Origin of the sequence: Nocardia sp. NPDC058640 (genome assembly GCF_042716995.1) — a bacterium.
Taxonomy (GTDB): domain Bacteria; phylum Actinomycetota; class Actinomycetes; order Mycobacteriales; family Mycobacteriaceae; genus Nocardia.
This window is the reverse complement of the sequence record NZ_JBHXRG010000018.1, coordinates 83,510-101,153: the sequence shown is the minus strand read 5'-3', so window position 1 is coordinate 101,153 and position 17,644 is coordinate 83,510. Positions and strand designations below refer to the sequence as shown.

Genomic DNA, 17,644 nt, shown 5'->3' with positions numbered 1-17,644 from the left:
CTAAACGAGACGCGGCGCCGGGTTCGCGCACCCGGCGCCGCACTCGATCAGTTCTGCGCGAGCATCCCGCGCATCGTGGCGATCTCGGCTTCCTGATCGGCCGCGATCTTTGTCGCGAGCTGCCGTGACGGCGGGTTCACGCCGCTGCTCAGCTCGGTCTGCGCCATGCCGACCGCGCCCTGGTGATGGGCGATCATCATCTCCAACCACTGCTTGTCGAAATCGGCGCCGTTGGCCGCCTGCAGACTGCTCATCTGCTGCTGCGTCATCATGCCGGGCATGTCGTGTCCGGCATGGCCCTCGCTCGCGCTGGGCGCGGGCTTGCCGAAGCTGGTGAGCAGGTCGGTGATCTGCTGCATCTCCGGCGCCTGCGCCTTCTCCACCTGCGCGGCCAGCGTGATCAGCTGCTGATTCTGCGTGTGGCTGGGCACCATCTTCGCCATCTCCACGGCCTGCGCGTGATGCGGGTACATCATCTGCAGGAAGGTGACGTCGGCGTCGTTGAACTCAGGCCTCGCGGCTGCGGTTGTTGTCGTAGTCGAGTGCTCGGTGGTGTGTGCGGGGGTGCTGCTGTCGTCGCTGCAGCCCGCCGCGAACAACACGGTGGCGGTAGCGGCGATGACGATGTGGGTACGGCTGATGAACATGGTGATCCTCCTGAGGATTGTGGGTCGATACGGGTGAGGCAGGTGAACTGCCGCACCTGTCAGATCCGCAGAATCGCCAGTTGGGAAAGGGTCAGGACGGTCCACGGGGGTGGGCGTTCGCGGCGGCCGCGCCAGAGTCTCGGGGCGCGGTGGGTGGATTCGGCGGTGGTGCCGAGGCGGTAGAGCAGGACCAGGGTCAGTGCGATGGACAGGGCTGCGAGCACGAAAACGCAGGGGTGGACGGCGGCGTGTTCCTCGCAACCTGATGCGCCGCAGCCGGTGTCGAGGTCGGGTGTGGCCATGACGGGGTTGTCATGAGGTGCGGGATGGTCTGCGGGCGGTGTCGCGGGTTGCTGGTGCGCTCCCACGGCTTCCGGGTGGGCAGACGACCCCGTGGCGACGGCTTCGTGGGCGTGCGCGGTTCCGAAAACCGCAGAATGCATGGCGACGATTCCGGCCAGCAGCATCAACACCGCCAGCGCCCGGGCGATCCCCGAGGCGCGCGGCGGCTGATGCTGGTCCATCACGTCAGCCAGTGTAGGCAATACCGGGTAGGGGTAATCATCACTGGGTCGCGATGTCGACGACCAGGCGCGGGGGATCGGTCAGCGCGGTCACCGCGAATGGCGGCTGAGCTGCGTCGATGCCGATGAACGACTGGGTGACACCCTCGTAGACCAGCTTCTTGTAGACGCCGGTGATGCCCGGCACGCCGGGGTCGGTGACGGGATCGGGCCCGGCGAACGGCGGCACCACCGAGTCGAACGGATACGCCGACCCGAGGATCCGCACCTCGAGAATCGACCGTCCCGCCACGTCGACGGGCCTACCGCTGCCGTCCTGCACCGCGCTCTCGGTATAGGCCACCTGCCACCCGGGCGTTCCCGTGCCGCCCAGCGCGAACACCACCCGGTCGAAGCCGGCCTGTCGGCCGACCCGAATATCGCTCACCGTCAATGCCGCGCCCGCGGATGCCTGGCCGGACTTCGGACCCGCGTCGGTGGGCACCTCGCCCGTGGCATCGGCGAAGGTACTGGCGGTGCTCGTGGTGGTGGGTGGCGCCGTGACCGGGGCGCTGTCGGTGCCGCAGCCGGACACTGCCACCGCGGCCGCGGCGATCAGCACGAACACGAGGGCGTTGCGCATGCCGCCGATGCTACGCACGTCGACCGCGGCCGTGGGCGAAGGAACGCGGGGTGTGTTCGGCAACGGAAAGTTTGCTGAGAGCGTGTCCGAAGCCGGTGATCCGCGACGATGCGCGCAGGTCGCAGGCACGAATTTCGGTGAACGCGTACCAGATCAGGCGTTAGCGCCGGCCACGCGAATCGACCGACGGGACGACATCCCAGTCGACGGATTGGAGAACAACACAATTCATGAGATCCATCGATTCGGCAGCATTCGCAAGGCCGTCGCAAATCCATGGGACCCGTTCTCCCTCATCGAAATACATCCCATGAGGTCCCCTCGAGAGCCACCGCACGCACCGATCGCGGGCCCGGATGTGACGCGAGGGCAACGATCTAGCACACTTGCCGGGTGGACAGTGTTGAGGACGTATTCGACCGACTACGGCGGTTTCCGGATGTGGAAGCGCCGAACCTCTATGCCGTCGACGCCGCCGACAGGCTGATCCTCGACACCGCCGCGGACGCCCTGGCCGCGGCGGGTAGCGGCGAGGTTGCGGTGATCGGCGATGCCTACGGCGCGCTCACCCTCGGCGTCGCCGCGCAGCACGGACTGTCCGGCATTCGCGTGCACCAGGACCTGATCACCGGCGAATCGGCGCTGGCAGGCAACGCCAAAACCCTCGGACTCACCGACCGCTTCACCACCCACGCGCTCGACGCCGACCTGCTCACCGGCGCGCGCGTGGTGCTGATGCGGTTGCCGCGGATGCTGGCCGGCGTGGCCGAGATCGCCGAGACCATCGCCCGCTACGCCGCCGACGACGTGGTGGTGTTCGCGGGCGGGCGCGACAAATACCTGACCCCCGCCATGAACGAGGTGCTCGCCGAATCCTTCGCGCAGGTACGCGCGGGCCGCGGCAGACAGAAGTCGCGGGTGCTCATGGTCAGCGAGCCGCTGCCCGTGGGCGAATCGCGATTCCCGGTGCGGGAGAACATCATCGAGATCGACGGTGACGTGGTCGCCTACGGTTCGGCCTTCTCAGGACCGCGCTTGGACATCGGCACCCGCTTCCTGCTCGAACACCTCGACCGGATGAAGCCCGACGCGCGCGACGCCGTCGATTTGGGTTGCGGCACCGGCATTCTCGCGGTCGCACTCGCCAAATCCCGCCCGCACATCCGCGTGGTCGGCACCGACCAATCCGCTGCCGCCGTGGCTTCCGCGCGCGCCACCGCCGAAGCGAACGGCGTCGCCGACCGGGTGACCGTGGTGCGCGACGACGCCATGACTTCGGCCGCCGACAACAGTGCCGACCTGGTGCTGTGCAATCCGCCGTTCCATGTCGGGGCGGCCGTGCACACCGGCTCGGCGATCAAGATGTTCGTCGAAACCGGGCGCGTGCTTCGCCCCGGCGGCGAACTGTGGACCGTCTACAACTCGCACCTGAACTACCGCGGCGTGGTCGAACGGATGGTCGGCCGCACCGACGTGATCGCCCGGAACCAGAAGTTCACGGTGACGCGGTCCGTTCGTGGTCTGCGCGACGTACAACGATAGGGCGACCCGAAAGCGGTAGAGTCCGATTTGTCCGAACGGGCGGGTGGTGCGGTCCTCGACCGAACCGCCGGGAACTTTGTCCGATCACGGCGCGTTGAACTCAGCAGTTGGAGCTTCACAGCTACTCGTAACTCCAAGAAAGGCGCACGGTGCGTACCTCATCGAATCCGGTGTTCAAGAACCTTCCTCGCCAGGAGGGTGTCGGCGGTTACGCGAACTTCGGTTCGGGCGTAGCCGGCGCAGGCCAGCTCGGTAACCAGCAATACGGCGAATACGGGCAGCAGTACGGCCAGCAATTCCAGCAGGCCCCTGCCACCCGCGCGATGACCATCGACGACGTGGTCACCAAGACCGGTATCACCCTCGCGGTGCTCACCGTCTCGGCGATCGTGTCCTTCGCGCTGTCCACCGCGAACCCGTCGCTGGCCCCGATCTTCGCCATCGGCGGCGCCATCATCGGCCTGGTGCTGGTCCTGATCGCGACCTTCGGGCGCAAGATGGACAACCCGGCCATCGTGCTGTCCTACGCGGTCTTCGAAGGCCTGTTCCTCGGCGCGCTGTCGCTGATGTTCACCGACGTCACCTTCGGCGGTGTGGGCGGCAGCGCCCTGATCGGCCAAGCGGTCCTGGGCACCTTCGGCGTGTTCTTCGGCATGCTCGTGGTCTACAAGACCGGCGCCATCCGCGTCACCCCCCGCTTCACCCGCATGCTCATCGGCGCCATGGTCGGCGTGCTGGTGCTCATGGTCGGCAACCTGATCGCGAGCTTCTTCACCGACGGCGGCTTCGGCCTGCGCGACGGCGGCCCCCTGGCCATCGTGTTCAGCCTGGTCTGCATCGCCATCGCCGCCTTCAGCTTCCTGCTGGACTTCGACTCCGCCGACCAACTGATCCGCGCCCAGGCCCCCGAAAAGGCCGCATGGGGCGTGGCCCTGGGCCTCACCATCACCCTGGTCTGGCTCTACGTCGAAATCCTCCGCCTGCTGAGCTACTTCCAGCGCGACTGAGTTAGTCGATCACCAACAAAGCGGCTCTCCACCACGGTGGGGAGCCGCTTTCTGTCATCATCAAGAGATGGGCATCCAGCTTTCACGCCAACAAGCCGCAGAGCGAGACCGCCTGCGCAGGTCCGCTGAACGCGACGCCGAAACCCTCGCGACATCGCCCGCCGACGACGACCTGGAAGCACTGGCCCAGTACGCGGCGACCGTGCCGATGGGCGACATTGCGTGAGAGGCTGGCACGCATGCTCAGTGCTCGAACTGATTTCGCGTTAGGCCCTGTAATTCAGTAGCGGTTAGTCTGCCCAGCCCCCGGCGGTTGGGATCCATGTGGCGGAGCGGTCGGCGGCAGGCAAGGAAGTAAGCACGCGGTCGTAGCAGCGTCCAGCCGCGGCGAGCGCCGCCTCCAGGCGGTGGTGGTCATCGCTGAGTGGACTCTTCTTTGCTTCCCGTGCCCAGCTATCGACCCACTCCGGGCCCGGAGCCGCAAGGGCAGTTGGCAACTCAGCGATACCCCGAAATGTCCGTTCCTGTTCGAGGGCATCGACGACGGTGCGAAGGTCGATCGGCAGATAGTGGGCAATGAGCAGCAGGTCGACCAAATCACGGAATCGTCCCGATGGGTGTGAGCGGTGAAGTTCGTACATCGCGCAAATCTTGTCGGCTATTTGATCTGCGATCGGGTAGAGCTGCACTTCGGGGTCCGCTGGGAAGTCCGCAGAATCGACCAGTCGGGGAACCCGCTTGCGCTCGATCTCGCCGACAAGTTCGCGGCGGGGGTGCACAACATCGATTTTGAAGGTGTCGAACACGGTGGGGCCGAGTCGTGCCTCAACGGTGATTCTGATTCCCTTGCCATCTGCCAGGGCGGTTCGCTTCTTCACCTGGAACCGGAACGAATCGACGTTGTTGTCCCGAACGATGTGTTCCAGTTCGGCGGCCGGGTCATCAGTGACACTGGCCGATTGGAGATCGATGTCGGTGCTGTGGCGTGCTCGGGGTAGACGCACCATCATGCTGACACCGCCTTTGAGGATCCATCCCTCAGGATCTGCAGTGAAGACTCGGGCGAGGAACTGCGACATGACGAATCGGCGCTGGACCTCGCTGAACTGTTGCCCATGCTCTGCGGCATGCCGCTTGAGGTGTGCGGTGACACTTGTGCGGGTGGCACCCGGAGTCCGTTGCGACGTCACCGTTCCTGCTCCTGATCGGTGGCTTCGGTCATCGCAGCAAGTTCATCGCCGAGGCGGGTAATCGCCGACTCCAGTCTCTCGAAGGCTTTGATCGTTTCCGGCGTGGTGTCGAGGACCTGGTGCATTCGTTCCAGGGACTCGACCGTCGCGTCGAACGCTGACATGGCATCGGCACGCTGCCATCCTGGGCCTGGCGTTGCTGCCTTTCGCTGTTGCGCGGCAAGCGAATTCGAGGCGATCTCGGCCAGCGCGATAGCGTTCGCGGGGACACCGGCCTGGTCGATCAGTGCGTCACGAAACCCCGCTCCGTCGAATTGCTGATATCCGTATCGAAAGACGTGGGGTGACAGTGCCTCGGCAACCTTTTCGAAGGTCAGCCGGTCGTCGGCAACCGCATCACGAACGATCGATGCCAGGTGTCCGGCGTCGATGGACGCGGCCGCTAGATCGCTGATCGTGCGTGCGGGGGTCGTCACGGGCAGGCCGTCGATGACCTCCCAATCGTCGCGGGTGAGATCGCCGCGGTGAACGACTGCGTCGGGAATCCCGAGGCGAATCCGGCGGATCGCGGTCAGTTCGACGGTGTCGGCCGCCATGTCGCCGAGGTTCTGCATCTGCGCCGCGGTGGCATGCGACAGCACACCGACGGGCACGTCCTGGTCCAGACGTTCCCACGACACAATGCCTGGGTCCAGCGCGAGCCAGGCCGCCCGCTGGGCCTGGTGCTTGTCGTGGGGGAAGCGAGTCACTCGATAGATGCCGTGGTGCAGTCGCTCCAGCTGACCCGAATCGGCCATGCGCTTGAGTTGGTGAGCGGTGACGCCGACGACGCGCGCCTGCCGACTGGTGACCAGACCGCCCTGCTCGGCCGCTAGTTCCACCACCCCCGCAGCGCGACTATCAGCTCTCATGGCATAAAAATATACGTTATAGCCACATTTTGTGCCATGGTTGCAGCTTTAGCGGGCACAAGAAAATCGAGCGGCTCCCCGCAAAGGCAGGGAGCCGCTCGACTGGGTCGGGTGGTTGAGGGTCAGATCGAGCCGGTGCTCAGGAAGCCGAGGAGGTCGTGGCGGGTGATGACGCCGACTGGCTTGCCGTCTTCGACGACCATGAGGGCGTCGGAGTCGGACAGGGCCTTGGTGGCGGTGGAGAGGGGTTCGCCGGAGCCGATGAGGGGGAACGACGGGCTCATGTGTTGGGCCACGGAGTCGGTGAGGTTGGCGCGGCCTTCGAAGACGGCGGACAGCAGGTCGCGTTCGGTGACGCTGCCTGCTACCTCACCGGCCATGACGGGCGGTTCGGCGCCGACGACGGGCATCTGGGAGACGCCGTATTCGCGCAGGATCTCGATGGCGTCGCGCAGGGTTTCCGACGGGTGGGTGTGGACCAGGTCGGGCAGTTCGCCGGACTTGCCGCGCAGCACGTCGCCGACCAGCGGTTCGGGGCCGGCTTCCAGGGGGGTGCGGAGGAAGCCGTAGGAGCTCATCCACTTGTCGTTGAAGATCTTCGACAGGTAGCCACGGCCACCGTCGGGCAGCAGCACGACCACCACGGCGTCGGGATCGCGGCGGGCGACCTCGATCGCGGCGACCACGGCCATGCCGCAGGAGCCGCCGACCAGCAGCCCTTCCTCGCGGGCCAGGCGCCGGGTCATCTCGAAGGAGTCGGCGTCGGAGACGGCGATGATCTCGTCGGGGATCGACGCGTCGTAGGCGGTGGGCCAGAAGTCCTCACCCACGCCCTCGACCAGGTAAGGGCGCCCGGTGCCGCCGGAGTACACCGAGCCTTCGGGATCGGCGCCGATGATCTTGACCTTGCCGCCGGACACTTCCTTGAGGTAGCGGCCGGTGCCGGAGATCGTGCCACCGGTGCCCACACCCGCGACGAAGTGCGTGATCTTGCCGTCGGTGTCGGCCCAGATTTCGGGACCTGTTGTCTCGTAATGGCTTTCGGGGCCGCCCGGGTTGGAGTACTGGTTGGGCTTCCAGGCGCCTTCGATCTCGCGGACCAGGCGATCGGAGACGTTGTAGTAGCTGTCGGGGTGCTCCGGCGCGACGGCGGTCGGGCAGACCACGACCTCGGCGCCGTAGGCACGCAGCACGTTGCGCTTGTCCTCGCTGACCTTGTCCGGGCACACGAACACGCACTTGTACCCGCGCTGCTGCGCGACCAACGCCAGCCCCACACCGGTGTTACCCGAGGTCGGCTCCACGATCGTCCCGCCCGGCTTCAGCAGCCCGTCCTGCTCGGCGGCGTCGATCATCTTGACCGCGATCCGATCCTTCGAGCTGCCGCCGGGGTTCAGGTACTCGACCTTCGCGGCCACCAGGCCGGCGTCGGGGCCGACCACCGAGTTCAGACGAACAAGGGGCGTGTTGCCGATGAGGTCAACGACATGATCCGCGATGCGCATAACCCCATCGTTGCAGAACCCCCGATTTCGCGAGTACATGGGTAACTCAGGGGGTACGGGCGGACCCTCACACCGCCTGAACCGCCGCCCGCGTCCGATGTCCCTCCGACACCTGAGTCCGGCTAGAGACTCGGGGAGGCGGACCGCGCCGTAGAATTTTCGGATGTGAGCGCACCTCGGATCAGCTGGCGTACCGCGGTAGTGACCGGCGCGACCACGGTGCTCGCCGGATCCAGCGCCGGAACGGTCTCCTGGGCGACGTATCGGTTGCTGATGACCCAGGCGGGCGCCGCACGCGCGGTAATCGGCCGCGACACTTCCAAGCCCCCCGAGGCCGACGGCGTGTACGCACCGGGCGCGATCCTCCCCGAGCCATGGCGCAAAACCACCCCCACCAACCTGCACCTGATGGTCTTCGGTGACTCCACCGCCGCAGGCCTGGGCTGCCTCAGCGCCGCGGAAGTCCCCGGCGTGCGCCTGGCACGCGGCCTGGCCGACGCGACCGGCCTCCGAATCCGCTTGAGCACCAAGGCAATATCGGGCGCCACTTCGAAGGGCCTGGCCGGTCAGGTCGACGCGATGTTCATCGCCGGACCCCCACCCGACGCCGCGGTGATCTTGGTCGGCGCCAACGACATCACCAAGAAACACTCCATCCGAGCCTCCGCCCGCCGACTGGCCGCGGCGGTGTCCCGACTGCGCGCCGCCGACGCCCTGGTCGTGGTCGGCACCTGCCCGAACCTGGGCACCGTCGTGGCGATCCAACAACCGTTGCGCACGATCGTGGCGAACTGGAGCGTGCGCCTGGCCAAGGCGCAAACCGTGGCCACGACCATCGCGGGCGGCGTCGCGGTGCCGATGGGTTCACCGCTGGTCGCCTCCGAATTCCGTGCCGCGCCCGAGATTCTGTTCGCGACAGACGGATTCCACCCGTCGGCCGCCGGCTACGAATTGGCCGCTGCGCAGCTGCTTCCGGTCCTGATCGAGCAGGTGCGCCACCGCCCTGCCCTTCCCGTGGCGCACCAGGAGACGTAGATTCGAATCAGACCGGCAAGTAAACAGCCGTTCACATCACAACACCGCGAATAAGGAGTCCTCATGCCCGAGGCCGTCATCGTCTCCACCGCCCGTTCCCCGATCGGCCGTGCCGTGAAGGGCTCACTGGCGGGAATGCGCCCGGACGACCTGACCGCGCAGATGGTTCGCGCCGCGCTGGCCAAGGTGCCCTCGCTGGACCCCACGCAGATCGACGACATCATCCTTGGCACCGGCTCGCCCGCCGGTGAGGGTGGCTTCGGCATGGGCCGCAACGTGGCGATCCAGCTCGGCCTCGACGTCGTGCCCGGCACCACCGTGCAGCGTTACTGTGCGTCGTCGCTGCAGACCACCCGCATGGCCTTCCACGCGATCAAGGCCGGCGAGGGTGACGTGTTCATCTCCGCCGGTGTGGAGACCGTCTCGCGCTACGCCAAGGGTTCGGCCGACAGCTGGCCCGACACCAAGAACCCCGAGTTCGCCGAGGCCGAGGCCCGCACCGCCGAGACCGCCAAGGGCGGCAAGGGCGCATGGCACGACCCGCGCGAAGACGGCCTGCTGCCCGACGCCTACATCGCGATGGGCCAGACCGCGGAGAACGTCGCGTCGCTGACCGGCATCTCCCGCGAGGACCAGGACCGCTGGGGCGTGCGCTCGCAGAACCGTGCCGAAGAGGCCATCAAGGCCGGTTTCTTCGAGCGCGAGATCACCCCGGTGACCCTGCCCGACGGCTCGATCGTCAGCAAGGACGACGGCCCGCGCGCCGGCGTCACCTACGAGGCGGTCAGCGGCCTGAAGCCGGTCTTCCGTCCCGACGGCACCGTCACCGCCGGCAACTGCTGCGCGCTCAACGACGGCGCCGCCGCGCTGGTCATCATGAGCGACACCAAGGCCAAGGAACTGGGCCTGACCCCGCTGGCCCGCATCGTGTCCACCGGCGTCTCCGGCCTGTCGCCGGAGATCATGGGCCTGGGCCCGGTCGAGGCCGTGCAGCGCGCGCTGGCACTGGCGGGCAAGTCGGTCTCCGACATCGACCTGTTCGAGATCAACGAAGCCTTCGCCGTGCAGGTGCTGGGTTCGGCGCGTGAGCTGAAGATCGACGAGGACAAGCTCAACGTCTCCGGTGGCGCGATCGCGCTGGGCCACCCCTTCGGCATGACCGGTGCCCGCATCACCACCACCCTGCTGAACAACCTGCAGACCTACGACAAGCAGTTCGGCGTGGAAACCATGTGCGTCGGCGGCGGCCAGGGCATGGCCCTGATCATCGAACGGCTGAGCTGATCCGCCTCCCCGCGTCTTTTGGCCGGACTTGGGTGCCGTGAGGTATTCGACGCGGCCAGACTTCGCGGGTGGTTGAGTCAGCCCGTCCCCGGTGAGTTACCCATGTGCTCGCCGGGGACTGTTCGTCTGCCTTGCGGCTGAGGGCAGTGATGAATCCGAGCGCCGCTCGAGAAGTTTGAAAATGCCAGCGGGACTTGCGATCTCATCGGCCGTCTCATGGAGAACCAATGCCATCTGAGGTTCGGTGTTCCCCAGGTGCGGTGCGGATTTCGGTGCCGAGGCCCTTTTCCGCCGCGGCGGTTCGGATCGCGTCGACCACTAGAAGAAGTGCGGCTCGGCCCGCGGAGTTGGTGCGGTAGGCCAGCGACACTGTGCGGGTGAAGTGGTCGGTGAGGGTGATGATGTCCACGCCGGGTGGGCGTAAGGCCAGGCCCAGATCCGATACCAGCGTGACGCCGAGGCCGGCCGCGACCATGGCCATCGCGGTCGACTGTTCTTCGACTTCGTGATCGATGCGCGGCCGCAGACCCGCGGATTGGAATGCCAGCCGAGCCGCGTGTCCGAAGTGGGAGCGGGCGGGCGCGATGATCCACGGGTGTTCGGACAGCTCGGCCAGGCTCACGCCGGCGGCGGGCACCGCACCGGCGGGCACGGCCGCGTGGATCCGCTCGACGGCGATGATCGCCCGCTCGAGGCCGCGGTCCCAGGTCATCGAATAGTTCGAGTAGTCGAGCACGAACGACAGGTCCAGCGTGCCGTCACGCACCGCGGCGGCGGTCGACTCCGGTGCGAGTTCGGTGGTGCGCACCAGAATGCCCGGGTGTGAGGCGGCGAGGGTGGTCAGCGCGGAGGGGAGCAGGCCCGCGGCCACCGACGCCCACACCCCGGCGGTGATCGTCGCGGTCACCGACCCGCCCGCTTCCTCCAACGCCTGCGTCGCGCGTTCGACCGCGGCCAATATCTCCTCGGCGTGCTCGGCGAGCACGATCCCCAGGTCGGTGAGTTGCACACGGCGCCCGCGTCTTTCGAACAGTCGGGTGCCGACATCACGTTCGAGTTGCGCCAGCTGTTGGGAAACCGCCGACGCGGTGTAGTGCAGTGCCGCCGCGGCAGCCGTGATCGTGCCGCGGCGGTGTAGTTCGCGCAGCATTCGCAGGCGGGCCAGTGACAGGTCCATAGTCCCGAGGGTAGGCAGCGGGGTGACACTGTGCAGCAACGGTGAACGGTGGCGTGAACGAACAGTAAATAGACGCGCGCGCACCGGTGACGCACGCTGATGTCTACCGGGACGACGAGGTCCACACGCCACGCACGAGGAGGTGGGCACCATGACGATGCTGGACCCGGGCGCAGGCCCGCCGCAGGTGACCGATACGGCAGTAATACCCACGACCCGCCGCAGCGAACCATATATGCGCCTGCACTGGACGGATTCGCACACCGACGCCGTCGGCTACCTCGTCGTCCACACCCTGCGCGGCGGCCTCGCCACCGGCGGCACCCGTATGCGACCCGGTTGCACCCTGAGCGAGGTCGAGGATCTCGCCCGCGGTATGGCCAACAAGACCACCACCTTCGACCTGCCGATCGGCGGCGCCAAGGGCGGTATCGACTTCGACCCCAAAGACCCACGCGCCGTGGAAGTTCTGGAACGCTTCTGCGAAGCGATGCGCCCCTGGCTGGACGCGCACTGGGTGACCGCCGAGGACCTGGGCGTCCCCCAACACCTGATCGACGCGGTCTTCGAAAAGCTCCATCTCGGCCAGAGCTTCCACGCCGCGATCCGCCGATCCGCTGACCCCGCAGCAACTTTGACGCGAGTTCGCAACGGACTCAACGCCGCGGTCGACGGCGGTTTCCTGCTCGGCGACGTCATCGGCGGCTACGGCGTCGCCCACGCCTGCCTCGCCACGGCCGTGCAATGGGGCCAAGCCCCCGCCGAGACCACCGCCGCGATCCAAGGCATCGGCACCATGGGCGGCGCAGCGGCCTACTACCTGCACGAAGCCGGCATGAAGATCACCGCGATCGCCGACGCCGCAGGCACCCTCTACTGCGCCGCCGGCCTCGACATCCCCACCCTGCTGGACCTGCGCGACGGCTACGGCGAAATCGACCGCACCCGCCTGCCCGCGGGCATCGACCAACTCCCACGCAACGCCATCATCGCCGCCGACGTGGACATCCTTGTCCCAGCAGCGATCTCGTACGCGATCACCCCCGACAACTCGTACGACATCACAGCCCGCGTGATCGTAGAAGCCGCCAACGCCGCCACCACCCCCGAAGCCGAAGCCATGCTCGCCGCCCGCGACATCCCGGTCCTGCCCGACTTCGTAGCCAACGCAGGCGCGGTCGCCTGGGCCTGGTGGCTCCTACTCGGCGAGGTAGACCACACCCCCGCCACCTCCTTCGACCGCCTCCGCACCACCATGCACACCAAAGTCGCCCAACTCCTCACCCCCTGGACCGACAACCACACCACCCCCCGAGAAACAGCCCACCACTGGTCCACCACCCCCACCCCACCCCCCACCCCGGTCGTCATCCCCTGAGAATGCACCGCCGCGGGGACGTGGGTGCTGCCGTTGCAAACAGCAGGCAGCACCGACCTCCGCGTCACTGGGTGAGTATCGAGTGCAACTTCACCCATTGATCCGGGTGGACGTAGGCGACGACGGTGTTGTGGTCGATGGCGGCGGCGGTCATTGCCGCGTCGACTCCGTGGTAGCGGGTGTGTAGGGACGCGCGGACTGTGCCGCCTATTCCGGAGAAGGCGGTTCGTACCAGGTGTGTGTAGGAATCATGGTGGTGGACAAGGGGTTCCGGTCGGCGGGTGATTTGTAGGATCGCGGAATCCACCGAGGGGATGGGGCGGAAGCTGGTGCGGGGGATATGGCCGCGGAGGTTCCAGGTGAACCAGGGCCAGGTGGTTGCGGTCAGCAGGCTCCAGCGGCCGTAGTCGCCGGTGCGTTTGCGGGCGTATTCGCGTTGGGTGAGCAGGGCGGCCGAGGTCAGGGTGGGGGCGGTCAGGCACCAGTCGACGATGTCGGCGGTGGCGGAGAACGGGATATTGCCTACGACGGCGAAAGGTTCGCGAGGAGCCTTGGCCTTGGTGAAATCACCACGGACAACACGGATTCCGTCGTCGGAACGTGTCTGCGCCGAGAGCTTGGCCGCCAGTAGCGGATCGATCTCGTACGCGGTGACCTGCGCACTCCGTCGAGCCAGGGCCCGCGTCAGAATGCCTTCGCCCGCACCGGGTTCGAGAATGATCCCCGCCGGATCGGCCGCCGCCACGATCGCGGCGACCGCCGCATGATCGACCAGAAAGTTCTGCGACAGAGCCCTTCTCGCGTGATCACGGGTGGTGCGACCGCCACCGCGACCGGTGACCTTGCGTTGAGTGTGTGAGTAGTTTCGATGTGCGAAATCCTGCGCCACGGCAGTGTGCCCCTTCGGGTCTTCGAGTCGGATGCAAGCTCGAAGGGCCCTGGGCGCGCCGGTGGACGCCGATGAAGTTATCCGCGTCCGCTAGCGGGCCAGAGCCCGGTAGTGGCGGATGCGGATGAAGAAGTGACACGACATGCCATCGACTCTAGGAAGCGCCCCGACGGCGGCACAACCGATTTTCCGGGCCGGTGCGGGCGACAAGTCGGCTTCGGTCGAGCAAATTTCTCGTTATCGGATGGTTTGGCTCACCTTTCCCGGGTATCCCCCGGTAGACATACTCGGTAATCGGGCGGGAAGAGCGAAAGGAAGTGCGCTGTGGAAGCCTCCGTCGTTGCGATTGATTTCCAGCAGGGCTTGACCGACGCGTGGAGTTCGGTCGCGCAGTTCGTCCCGAAAGCGGTGGCGTTCGTCGCCATTCTTCTCGTCGGCTGGATCATCGCGAAAGTAGTCGCCAAGGTCGTCAAGGCGGTGCTGGAACGGGTCGGGTTCGATAAATTGGTCGAACGCGGCGAGCTGCGAAAAATGCTGTCGCGCAGTAAATATGACGCGTCCGGCATTCTGGCCAAGCTCGCCTATTACGCGATCCTGCTGATCGCGCTGCAGGTCGGTTTCGCGGTGTTCGGACCGAACCCGGTCAGCGCACTACTCACCAGCATCGTGGCCTGGCTGCCCAAGGCCGCCGTCGCGATGGTGATCGTGGTGATCGCCGCCGCCATCGCGCGCGCGGTGAGCGAACTGGTCACCAATGTGCTGGGCGGGCTGTCCTACGGGACCATGCTGGGCAAGATCGCGGCGGTGTTCATCTGGGGTATCGGCATCATCGCCGCGCTGAATCAGATCGGCGTCGCGACCTCGGTGACCACCCCGATCCTGATCGCGGTGCTGGCCACCATCGGCGGCATCCTGGTCGTGGGTGTGGGCGGTGGCCTGGTCAGGCCCATGGAACAGCGGTGGAGCAGCTGGTTGGGCAATCTCGAATCGGAGATGCCCGCGATGAAGGGACAGGCGCAGGCCTACCAGCGCGGTCGTGAGGATGTGGCGCGGCAGCAGACCGGCGTGAGCACCGAGCAGACCACCGAATGGGTGACTCCCGCTGGGGGAGCACCCGAGGCCAGGTAAACCAACCGGCGCCGGCGTTCCGTCACGATCACGTGGCGGGGCGCCGATTCCGTGCGCTCGCCGCAGCAGCCGCGTGCTGGCAGACAGCGGCCAATCGCATCGGCAACCACTCGGCGTCGTGCCAGCTTTCCGGTGTGGCCGAACACAATTCGTCGGCCCCGTCGAGCAGCCCGCGAACATAACCGGCGAGCAGAATGGGCAGCGGAATCCGCGCCGAATCCTCGACGCCGAATTCGAGAATGTCACGCACCGCGGCGGCGTGCTGATCCAGCTCGGCCAGCACGGCCGGATACGTGGCCGCGGCGGCGGTCGCGGGAATCCCGTAGTCGATATTCAGTTGTCGAAGATGTCGCAATGCCGATATTTCGAGCAACGCGTGACCGGGCGAAAACACCCTCGGATAGTAGCAATCGGCACCACGATATGAAACTCGACTGTTTCACGATCATGATCATTTCAGCAAACATGCAGCAACATTGAGACTGTCGATCATCCTGGTTGCGAGGTGCGGTCGACGCGTCCGAGAAGTTGCGCGAACCTGCCCGCCGTTGGATTCTGGGCGTGTATAACCATCCGTAGACAACTTTCGGCAAACCAGCTCGGCGAGCGAAAGGATCCGCAGTGCACGCCACCGACTCGGCCGTTCAGCTGCTCGGCATGAACCCGATCATCGCAGCTAGTGCGGGGTATTCGGCCCGCGCGGGCATCGCGGAAATGCTGCACACCCCCTACGCGGCGGTGCTCGGCCGCTTCACCGCCGCCTTGATCTGGGGTTGCGGAGGTGTGGCTACTCTCACCGCCGCGGGCGTCTCCACCGCGATCACCGTGCCGCTGGCGCTGACCGTGCTGACGGTGGTCGTCGCCGCGCTGGCGCTGGCTTTCGCCGGTGGTCTGATCCGGCCCGCGCCGACTACCTGAACGCGTTGGCGTCGGTGAGCGCCTTGCCGATGACCAGCTGGTGCACCTCGGCGGTGCCTTCGTAGGTCAGCACCGACTCGAGATTGTTCGCATGCCGCAGCACCGGGTAATCGAGCGTAATGCCATTGGCGCCCAAGATCGTTCGGCACTCACGCGCGATCTCGAGGGCTTCGCGAGTGCTGTTGAGCTTGCCGGCACTGATCTGCTCACCAGTGATCTCATGGCGATCCTTCAACCGCCCCAGATGCAGCGCCAGCAACTGCCCCTTGCCCAGCTCCAAGGCCATATCCGCCAACTTGGCCTGCGTGAGCTGGTAGCCGGCGAGGGGTTTGTCGAAAACCTCACGCGTGCGGGCATATTCGATCGCCGAGGTCAGGCAATCCCGTGCCGCGCCCAGCGCACCGAAGATGATCCCGAACCGTGCCTCGCTCAAACAGGCCAGCGGCGAACTCAACCCCAGCGACTCCGGCAGCACCGCATCGGCGGGCAACCGCACATCATCGAAATCCAGTGCGGCAGTGATGGATGCGCGCAGCGACAGTTTCCGATGGATCTCGCGCGTGGTGAACCCCGGCGTGCCCGCGGGCACCAGGAACCCACGCACCCGCGGCTTGTCCGAACCCGGCTCGTCGGCATAAGCCCACACCACCGCGATATCGGCCACCGACCCGTTGGTGATCCACATCTTCGACCCGTTGAGCACCCAGTCGTCACCGTCGCGCCGCGCCCGCGTGCGCATCCCCCCGGGATTGGACCCGAAATCCGGTTCGGTCAGCCCGAAGCACCCGATCACCTCACCGGCCGCCATCGCGGGCAGATACTGCTGCTTCTGCTCCTCGGACCCGAAGAAGTGAATAGCCGCCATCGCCAGCGACCCCTGCACCGACACCATGCTGCGCACCCCGGAGTCGATGGCTTCCAATTCCTGACACGCCAGCCCATAAGCGGTAGCCGAAGCCCCCGCGCACCCGTACCCCTCGAGATGCATCCCCAACAACCCGAGCTTCCCCAGCTCCGGCGCGATCTCCCGAGCCGGAAACGTCCCCTGCTCGAACCAGTCACCGATATGCGGCCGCAGCCGACGTTCCCCGAATCGCGCCACCGTGTCCCGGATTTCGCGCTCCTCGGACGACAGCAACGGATCAATGGCGAACAGCTCTTCGACGGTGACCATGGCGTGAGCTTAATCGGCAGGGTTGCGCGGTGTTCGCCGTTCTTCGCACACCGCCGACGCCACTCAGATCGCGGATCCGCCGAAATCGCATTCCCTCGCGCACTCCGCCAGCGATGCCAGCCCGGGATCGTCGTTCACGTGCCCCATGGCGTCCATGGACAACAGGGCATTGAGCAGCATACCGTTGGCGATGAACTCGCGTGCGTGCTGTGGTGTGCAGCCGGTGCGCGTGATCAGTGTGGTGAACAGTGTCGACATGAACTCGCGTGCGGAACGCGAGATCTGGGGATAGGCGGCCCCGGCGCAGAAGCCTTGCGACAGCACCATGAGTACGTCACGGTCGGCGACCAATTCACTGTAGGCCGCACCGAGGTTGTCCCAGACCTGAGCCGATTCCGCTTTTTCTGGATCGTTCAGCTCGACAGCGAACCGTGCCAGTACCGCGGCGGTGGCGCGATCGAACACCTCCTCGAACAGGTCGATCTTCGTGCCGAACTTCTGCACGACATAAGGCTGCGACACCCCGGCCTCGCGCGCGACATCATCGGTGCTCGTCCCGGCCATACCGCCACGTGAGAACGCGCGTGCGGCGGCTTGGAGGATCTGCTCGCGACGGTCCTGAGCGCTCAATCTGGTTGCCACACAACGAATCTACCATCCACCTGATCAGCGACTGGCGTTGACAACCTATCGAACGATAACTACCGTTGCGT

19 protein-coding genes are annotated in these 17,644 nt (G+C 66.3%); 8 read left to right on the top strand and 11 right to left on the bottom strand.

The window, feature by feature from the left end; all coding sequences use genetic code 11:
* Positions 1–47: 47 nt before the first annotated feature.
* The 3 genes from ACFWU5_RS19655 to ACFWU5_RS19645 are packed head-to-tail and all read right to left on the bottom strand — an operon-like array spanning position 48 to position 1,793.
* Positions 48–647, bottom strand: a complete 600-nt coding sequence (locus ACFWU5_RS19655) for a DUF305 domain-containing protein (RefSeq protein ID WP_379239902.1) — start codon at positions 645–647, stop codon at positions 48–50.
* Positions 648–706: 59 nt separating this feature from the next.
* Complete coding sequence (locus tag ACFWU5_RS19650) at positions 707–1,174, bottom strand: hypothetical protein (RefSeq protein ID WP_379239903.1); 468 nt, start codon at positions 1,172–1,174, stop codon at positions 707–709.
* A 37-nt stretch (positions 1,175–1,211) separates the two neighbouring features.
* Positions 1,212–1,793 carry a hypothetical protein gene (locus tag ACFWU5_RS19645; protein ID WP_379239904.1) on the bottom strand — a complete coding sequence of 194 codons (582 nt, stop codon included), beginning with the start codon at positions 1,791–1,793 and terminating at the stop codon, positions 1,212–1,214.
* A gap of 393 nt (positions 1,794–2,186) precedes the next feature.
* Between ACFWU5_RS19645 and ACFWU5_RS19640 the strand changes: the two genes are divergently transcribed.
* The 3 genes from ACFWU5_RS19640 (at position 2,187) to ACFWU5_RS19630 (ending at position 4,568) form a co-directional block, all read left to right on the top strand.
* Positions 2,187–3,335 (top strand): class I SAM-dependent methyltransferase, encoded by a 1,149-nt coding sequence (locus ACFWU5_RS19640; RefSeq protein WP_379239905.1) that lies wholly within the window; start codon positions 2,187–2,189, stop codon positions 3,333–3,335.
* 149 nt (positions 3,336–3,484) lie between these two features.
* Complete coding sequence (locus ACFWU5_RS19635; RefSeq protein ID WP_379239906.1) at positions 3,485–4,342, top strand: Bax inhibitor-1/YccA family protein; 858 nt, start codon at positions 3,485–3,487, stop codon at positions 4,340–4,342.
* Positions 4,343–4,409: 67 nt separating this feature from the next.
* Entirely contained in the window at positions 4,410–4,568 is a 159-nt protein-coding gene (locus ACFWU5_RS19630; protein WP_379239907.1) for a hypothetical protein, read from the top strand.
* 64 nt (positions 4,569–4,632) lie between these two features.
* On the opposite strand, the gene ACFWU5_RS19625 is transcribed toward ACFWU5_RS19630, so the two are convergent.
* The 3 genes from ACFWU5_RS19625 to ACFWU5_RS19615 form a co-directional block, all read right to left on the bottom strand.
* Positions 4,633–5,532 (bottom strand): nucleotidyl transferase AbiEii/AbiGii toxin family protein, encoded by a 900-nt coding sequence (locus tag ACFWU5_RS19625; RefSeq protein WP_379239908.1) that lies wholly within the window; start codon positions 5,530–5,532, stop codon positions 4,633–4,635.
* Positions 5,529–6,443 (bottom strand): type IV toxin-antitoxin system AbiEi family antitoxin domain-containing protein, encoded by a 915-nt coding sequence (locus ACFWU5_RS19620; protein ID WP_379239909.1) that lies wholly within the window; start codon positions 6,441–6,443, stop codon positions 5,529–5,531. Before ACFWU5_RS19620 ends, ACFWU5_RS19625 begins: the two co-directional genes overlap by 4 nt.
* Before the next feature lie 122 nt (positions 6,444–6,565).
* Positions 6,566–7,948 carry a cystathionine beta-synthase gene (locus ACFWU5_RS19615; RefSeq protein ID WP_379239910.1) on the bottom strand — a complete coding sequence of 461 codons (1,383 nt, stop codon included), beginning with the start codon at positions 7,946–7,948 and terminating at the stop codon, positions 6,566–6,568.
* Positions 7,949–8,113: 165 nt separating this feature from the next.
* Here ACFWU5_RS19615 and ACFWU5_RS19610 point away from each other — a divergent pair, with 165 nt between their 5' ends.
* Positions 8,114–8,983 carry an SGNH/GDSL hydrolase family protein gene (locus ACFWU5_RS19610; RefSeq protein WP_379239911.1) on the top strand — a complete coding sequence of 290 codons (870 nt, stop codon included), beginning with the start codon at positions 8,114–8,116 and terminating at the stop codon, positions 8,981–8,983.
* A 63-nt stretch (positions 8,984–9,046) separates the two neighbouring features.
* A complete protein-coding gene (locus ACFWU5_RS19605; protein WP_379239912.1) occupies positions 9,047–10,267 on the top strand; it encodes an acetyl-CoA C-acetyltransferase in 1,221 nt (406 codons plus the stop codon).
* A gap of 214 nt (positions 10,268–10,481) precedes the next feature.
* Here the strand turns inward: ACFWU5_RS19605 and ACFWU5_RS19600 are convergent, their stop codons facing one another.
* Positions 10,482–11,444 carry a LysR substrate-binding domain-containing protein gene (locus ACFWU5_RS19600; RefSeq protein WP_379239913.1) on the bottom strand — a complete coding sequence of 321 codons (963 nt, stop codon included), beginning with the start codon at positions 11,442–11,444 and terminating at the stop codon, positions 10,482–10,484.
* A 157-nt stretch (positions 11,445–11,601) separates the two neighbouring features.
* Between ACFWU5_RS19600 and ACFWU5_RS19595 the strand changes: the two genes are divergently transcribed.
* Positions 11,602–12,822 (top strand): Glu/Leu/Phe/Val dehydrogenase dimerization domain-containing protein, encoded by a 1,221-nt coding sequence (locus ACFWU5_RS19595; protein WP_379240932.1) that lies wholly within the window; start codon positions 11,602–11,604, stop codon positions 12,820–12,822.
* Between the two features lie 64 nt (positions 12,823–12,886).
* On the opposite strand, the gene erm is transcribed toward ACFWU5_RS19595, so the two are convergent.
* Entirely contained in the window at positions 12,887–13,711 is an 825-nt protein-coding gene (gene erm / locus ACFWU5_RS19590; RefSeq protein ID WP_379239914.1) for an ErmE/ErmH/ErmO/ErmR family 23S rRNA (adenine(2058)-N(6))-methyltransferase, read from the bottom strand.
* Positions 13,712–14,035: 324 nt separating this feature from the next.
* On the opposite strand from erm, the gene ACFWU5_RS19585 reads away from it, so the two are divergent.
* A complete protein-coding gene (locus ACFWU5_RS19585; protein WP_379239915.1) occupies positions 14,036–14,839 on the top strand; it encodes a hypothetical protein in 804 nt (267 codons plus the stop codon).
* A 28-nt stretch (positions 14,840–14,867) separates the two neighbouring features.
* On the opposite strand, the gene ACFWU5_RS19580 is transcribed toward ACFWU5_RS19585, so the two are convergent.
* Complete coding sequence (locus tag ACFWU5_RS19580; RefSeq protein ID WP_379239916.1) at positions 14,868–15,233, bottom strand: DUF6401 family natural product biosynthesis protein; 366 nt, start codon at positions 15,231–15,233, stop codon at positions 14,868–14,870.
* A 227-nt stretch (positions 15,234–15,460) separates the two neighbouring features.
* Here ACFWU5_RS19580 and ACFWU5_RS19575 point away from each other — a divergent pair, with 227 nt between their 5' ends.
* Positions 15,461–15,757, top strand: a complete 297-nt coding sequence (locus ACFWU5_RS19575) for a hypothetical protein (RefSeq protein WP_379239917.1) — start codon at positions 15,461–15,463, stop codon at positions 15,755–15,757.
* Here the strand turns inward: ACFWU5_RS19575 and ACFWU5_RS19570 are convergent.
* Together ACFWU5_RS19570 and ACFWU5_RS19565 are read right to left on the bottom strand one after the other, a co-directional pair.
* Positions 15,750–16,931 carry an acyl-CoA dehydrogenase family protein gene (locus ACFWU5_RS19570; protein WP_379239918.1) on the bottom strand — a complete coding sequence of 394 codons (1,182 nt, stop codon included), beginning with the start codon at positions 16,929–16,931 and terminating at the stop codon, positions 15,750–15,752. The two genes, ACFWU5_RS19575 and ACFWU5_RS19570, sit on opposite strands and share 8 nt — an antisense overlap.
* A 63-nt stretch (positions 16,932–16,994) precedes the next feature.
* Positions 16,995–17,573: a TetR/AcrR family transcriptional regulator gene (locus ACFWU5_RS19565; protein ID WP_379239919.1), complete on the bottom strand. Its 579-nt coding sequence runs from the start codon at positions 17,571–17,573 to the stop codon at positions 16,995–16,997.
* Positions 17,574–17,644: the final 71 nt, after the last annotated feature.

Excerpts from the sequence above, each read along its gene's own strand:
- ACFWU5_RS19655 (WP_379239902.1), bottom strand. The coding sequence starts at position 647 with ATGTTCATCAGCCGTACCCACATCGTCATCGCCGCTACCGCCACCGTG.
- ACFWU5_RS19645 (WP_379239904.1), bottom strand. The coding sequence starts at position 1,793 with ATGCGCAACGCCCTCGTGTTCGTGCTGATCGCCGCGGCCGCGGTGGCA.
- ACFWU5_RS19630 (WP_379239907.1), top strand. The coding sequence starts at position 4,410 with ATGGGCATCCAGCTTTCACGCCAACAAGCCGCAGAGCGAGACCGCCTG.
- ACFWU5_RS19620 (WP_379239909.1), bottom strand. The coding sequence starts at position 6,443 with ATGAGAGCTGATAGTCGCGCTGCGGGGGTGGTGGAACTAGCGGCCGAG.
- ACFWU5_RS19615 (WP_379239910.1), bottom strand. The coding sequence starts at position 7,948 with ATGCGCATCGCGGATCATGTCGTTGACCTCATCGGCAACACGCCCCTT.
- ACFWU5_RS19605 (WP_379239912.1), top strand. The coding sequence starts at position 9,047 with ATGCCCGAGGCCGTCATCGTCTCCACCGCCCGTTCCCCGATCGGCCGT.
- ACFWU5_RS19600 (WP_379239913.1), bottom strand. The coding sequence starts at position 11,444 with ATGGACCTGTCACTGGCCCGCCTGCGAATGCTGCGCGAACTACACCGC.
- ACFWU5_RS19595 (WP_379240932.1), top strand. The coding sequence starts at position 11,602 with ATGCTGGACCCGGGCGCAGGCCCGCCGCAGGTGACCGATACGGCAGTA.
- ACFWU5_RS19570 (WP_379239918.1), bottom strand. The coding sequence starts at position 16,931 with ATGGTCACCGTCGAAGAGCTGTTCGCCATTGATCCGTTGCTGTCGTCC.